The sequence below is a fragment of the Achromobacter sp. UBA5777 genome (genome assembly GCF_002418565.1).
GTDB lineage: Bacteria > Pseudomonadota > Gammaproteobacteria > Burkholderiales > Burkholderiaceae_B > Achromobacter > Achromobacter animicus.
Genome location: NZ_DIEJ01000135.1, coordinates 1 through 4,237, shown reverse-complemented (window position 1 = coordinate 4,237; position 4,237 = coordinate 1). Strand labels below are relative to the sequence as shown.

Genomic DNA, 4,237 nt, shown 5'->3' with positions numbered 1-4,237 from the left:
CGCCTGCGCCGCGAGCCAGCGGTCGAAGCCGCGCGATTGCGCCAGGATGGCCGCGACGGCTGTCTGCGCGATGGGCGCGGCGGTGACGCCGGTGGACGCGGTGACGGGAACGCCCCGCGCCAACGTGTGCGCATACTGCGGCAGGTCCTGTCCCGACGAGCACACGTGCAGCCAGCGCAGCCCCGGCGCGGCGTCCGCGACGCGAAAGAAGGCATCGGACAGCGGGCCGGGCTTGCGCAGGGAACTGCCTTCGTACAGGTCTCGTGAAAAGAACGCCACGTCGATGTGCATGGGATCGGCATCTTCGACCGAATAGCGTTGCAGACGCACGTCGGCATGTTGCGCAAGGGCATCGAGGCGCGGGCCATGCGCGCGGTCGACCTTGGCCGACAGCAGCAGGCCCAGCGCGGGGGCGGCCGTTTTCAACGGACGACCTGCCAGCGGTCGCGTTCGCCGGGATAGACGACGCCGTATTCGGCGATGGCGTCGTCGTCGAACCGGAAGGCAAGGCCAGGCTCGGAAGGCACCAGCAGGTTGCCATCCTCGGCCTGTAGTTGGCGGTCGATCAGGCGGCGGAAGTTGACGATGTGATCGTCCGGCATCCATTCCACGTAGGTTGCGTTGGGCGCGCTGGCGGCCAGGTGGATGTGCACGTCGTGCCACGCGTGCGGCGCGACCGTAATGCCATGGCTGTCCGCGGTGGCGGCGATGCGGCGCCACTCCGTGATGCCGCCGCACACCGTTGCATCGGTCTGCAGGATGGTGGTGGCGCCGCTGGCGATCAGGTCCTTGAAGCGCCAGCGGCCGGCTTCGACTTCGCCGGTGGCGACAGTGACCGGCGTGGCGCGCGCCAGCCGCACGTGATTGTCGATGTCGTCGGGCGAGAAGGGCTCTTCGATCCAGAAGGGGTGATAGGGCTCGAACGCGCGCATGTATTCCAACGCCGTGGGCAGGTCGCGCCACGCGTTGTTGGCGTCCAGCATCAGGCGCACGTCGTCGCCGATGGCCTCGCGCACGGCGGCGATGCGCTTGCGCTCCCCAGCCACGCTTTCCAGGCCAACCTTCATCTTGACGGCGCGAAATCCTTCTTTGACGTGCTGCGCCATTTCGGCGGCCAGCTTGTCCGGCGTCTTGCCCGGCTGGTAGTAGCCGCCGCTGGCGTAGGCGGGCACGCGGTCTTTCACGGTGGCGCCCAGGTATTGGTAGAGCGGCACGCCGGCGCTGCGCGCGTTCAAGTCCCACAACGCGGTGTCGATGGCGGACAGCGCGCGCATCACACCGCCGGCGCGGCCCAGCAGCAGTGCTTCCTGATACAGCTCGTTCCACAGGCCTTCGACGCGCAGGGATTCCTGGCCGATCAGGCTGGGCGCCAGCAGGTCGGTCACGGCCACGGACAACAGGCGTCCCGCGCTGTTCACGGCATAGCAGTAGCCCAGGCCCTCCTGGCCGTCGGTGGAACGCACTCGTACCAGGCAGTACTCGCGCGCCTTGACCTGGCGTGTGGAGAACGTGACCGGATTCGCGAGCGGCACGCGGGCGATGCAGACAGAGACGGATTCGATGGTAGGCATATGCAGGGATGCTCCGATTTGAATGGGATCAGTCGAACTTGATGTTGCTTTGCTTGATGACGCCAGCCCACTTCACTTTTTCGCTGTCGATCAATTGCTGGAACTGCGCGGGCGATTCATCCAGCGGTTTCAGGCCCATTTCGTCCAGGCGCGCCTGCATGCCGGGCTCGCGGACCACGCGCGAGATCTCCTTGTGCAGGAACTCGACAACCTGCGGCGGCGTGCCGGCGGGGGCGATGATCCCGAACCATACGTTGGCCTCGTAGCCCGGCACGCCGGACTCGGCCAGCGTCGGCACGTCGGGCAGTTGCGGCAGGCGCTCCTTGGAGGTCACCGCCAGCGCCTTGAGCTTGTTCTGCTTGATGAAGGGCAGGCTCTGCGTAGGCGTGGCGAAGATCAGCGGAATCATCCCGCCGATCACATCGGTCTGCGCGGGCGCGCCGCCCTTGTAGGGGATGTGGTTCATGCGGATGCCGGCCATCTGGTGCAGCAGTTCCAGCGAGATGTGCTGCGTGGAACCCTGTCCCGGCGTGCCGAAGTCGATGCCGCGCTCTTTCTTCTTGGCAAGTGTGATCAGGTCTTTGGTGGTGTTGGGCTCGAACTTGGGATTGGCCACCAGCACGAATGGCGTGTCGGCGATCAGCGAGACTGGCGCGAAGTCTTTGAGCGAGTAGGTGAGGTTGGGATACAGCAGCGTGTTGGTGACGTGCGAGGAAATCACCAGCATCAGCGTGTAGCCATCGGCGGGCGAACGCTTCAGTTCACCGGTGGCGATGGTGCTGTTCGCGCCGGGCTTGTTCTCGACGATCATGGGCTGCGGCCAGGTCTTCGATAGTTCCGCGGCGACCAGGCGGGCCACGGTGTCATTGGAGCCGCCGGGCGCCATGCCGACCATCAGGCGCACGGGTTTGGCAGGATAGTTGTCGGCGAAAGCGAGGGGTGCGGCAGCGGTAAGGGCGGCGGACAGGCAGCCGCCAACGAGGACACGGGCAAGGCGCTTCATGAGGTTGTCTCCTTGGTTTGTTCTGCTGTTGTGAACCCATGATAGACAGGCCGTCTTAGTCGATGAATGGATAATTTGGATAAGAAAATCGAGAAAATCGATAAATGTGCGCGGGCTGGAAATGGGCGTGCGGCGGCAGGCGCGGGGCATTGCTGCCGTCGCGCCCGCGGGCGTGCATTCGCCAGGAGCGATTCAGTCGAGGGTGTGGGCCAGCGCCTGCACGGATGGCTGCAGGTGGTCGCGCAGCAGCGCCAGGAATGCCTGCGCGGCAAGCGAATCGGTGGCGTCCCGGCGCCGCGCCAGGCAGATGTCGCGTTCGTTGATCGGCAGGGTCAGCGGCACGGCTTTCAAGCCGGCCAGCCGGAACTGAAAGAGCGCCAAGGTGGGGGCGATGGTGACGCCCAGGCCAGCCGCGATGAAGCCGGCTGCGGTCGACAGGCTGTTGACCTGATGCGAGCGCAGCCACTGCCGGGGATAGATGGCGGCGTCCAGATGCTGGCGGATGCTGCTGTTGCTTTCGAATCCGATGATCGGATAGTCCAGCACGTCCTGCACCGACAGGCGGCGCCGCGTGGCCAGCGGATGGCTGGCGGGGCAGATGAAATGGAACGTGTCGCGCGCAAGCACCTCGATGTCGAGGTCGGTGCTGGGATAGGCGGCCGCGCACAGCGCGAAATCCACCTGGCGGTTTCGGACCATGTCGATGCACACCGTGCTGGCCACGTCCTGCACCTGCACACTGATGCCGGGGTAATCCGCGGTGAAGCGGGCGATGAGACCAGGCAGGATGCCCGACGATATCGACGGCAGCGCGGCAAGCGCGACGCGGCCCTTGCGGCGCTCGACGTGGTCGCGCATTTCGGCCAGGGCACGCTCGGTCTCGGGCAGCAGGTGGGCGACGATGTTCTGAAAGGCTTCGCCTTCGGCGGTCAGTTCGACGTTGCGCGTGCTGCGCGAAAACAGCTTCACGCCCAGGTCGCTTTCCAGATTGGAGATCAACGCGCTGAACGCGCTCTGGGTCTGGCAGCAGTGCTCGGCCGCGCGCGTGAAACTGCGCAATGCCGCCAGGGCCGTGAAGGCCTTCATGTGGCGTAGCGAAAGATTCATGCGGCGGTCTCCGCTGCGCTAAGGACTAGAAACCATACAGCGCCGCGGGATTTGCGGCCAGCACCTGGCGCTGTAGTGCTGCGTCCGGCAGCCAGGATCCGATTTCGCGCAGCAGGCGGTCGGCCGGGACGTCGCGATACGCGCTGATCTCGGTCGGAAGCTTGCCCGGCTCGCGATTCGTATGCGGCCAGTCGCTGGCCCACAGTGCACGTTCCGGATTGCGATCGATGAAGGCGCGGGCCAGCGCGGTTATGCGCTGGGCTTCGCCGCCGTCATGAGGAGCCGTGCTGATGCGGTAGGACGCCGACAGCTTGACGTAGGCGGCGCCGCTGCCGACCAGGTCCAGCACCTGCAGGACACGGGGATCGTCCAGCGCAAGCTGCGCCGGAATCATTGCGAAGTGATCCAGTACCACCGGGACCGGCAGCCGGGCCAGCGCGGGGGCGGCGCTGGCGATGGCGTCGAGCGAGGCGTAGACCTGGATGTGCCAGCCTTGCCCCGCCAGACGACCGGCCCACGCCGACAGCGCGCGGCTGACGGCGGCGGCGTCGCTGGC

Annotated in this window: 5 protein-coding genes (1 of these 5 cut by a window edge); all 5 read right to left on the bottom strand. The window is 66.3% G+C overall.

What is annotated here, in order from left to right; genetic code table 11:
• On the bottom strand, window positions 1-134 hold the 5' portion of the coding sequence (locus tag B3446_RS10035; protein WP_422652842.1) for an NAD(P)-dependent oxidoreductase. It extends 532 nt beyond the left edge of the window; only the first 134 of its 666 coding nucleotides appear in the window; it begins with the start codon at window positions 132-134; the stop codon falls past the left edge of the window.
• Between the two features lie 288 nt (window positions 135-422).
• The gene (locus B3446_RS10030; RefSeq protein ID WP_291380571.1) at window positions 423-1,571 is read right to left on the bottom strand and encodes a mandelate racemase/muconate lactonizing enzyme family protein; all 1,149 of its coding nucleotides are present in this window, start codon (window positions 1,569-1,571) and stop codon (window positions 423-425) included.
• A gap of 28 nt (window positions 1,572-1,599) precedes the next feature.
• Window positions 1,600-2,574, bottom strand: a complete 975-nt coding sequence (locus tag B3446_RS10025) for a tripartite tricarboxylate transporter substrate binding protein (RefSeq protein WP_291380569.1) — start codon at window positions 2,572-2,574, stop codon at window positions 1,600-1,602.
• Between the two features lie 192 nt (window positions 2,575-2,766).
• Window positions 2,767-3,681, bottom strand: coding sequence for a LysR family transcriptional regulator (locus B3446_RS10020; RefSeq protein ID WP_291380567.1), 915 nt, complete (start codon window positions 3,679-3,681; stop codon window positions 2,767-2,769).
• A gap of 25 nt (window positions 3,682-3,706) precedes the next feature.
• Window positions 3,707-4,237, bottom strand: a 531-nt coding sequence (locus tag B3446_RS10015) for an amidohydrolase family protein (RefSeq protein WP_291380565.1), incomplete at its 5' end; no start/stop codon positions are given.

Excerpts from the sequence above, each read along its gene's own strand:
- B3446_RS10025 (WP_291380569.1), bottom strand. The coding sequence starts at position 2,574 with ATGAAGCGCCTTGCCCGTGTCCTCGTTGGCGGCTGCCTGTCCGCCGCC.
- B3446_RS10020 (WP_291380567.1), bottom strand. The coding sequence starts at position 3,681 with ATGAATCTTTCGCTACGCCACATGAAGGCCTTCACGGCCCTGGCGGCA.
- B3446_RS10030 (WP_291380571.1), bottom strand. The coding sequence starts at position 1,571 with ATGCCTACCATCGAATCCGTCTCTGTCTGCATCGCCCGCGTGCCGCTC.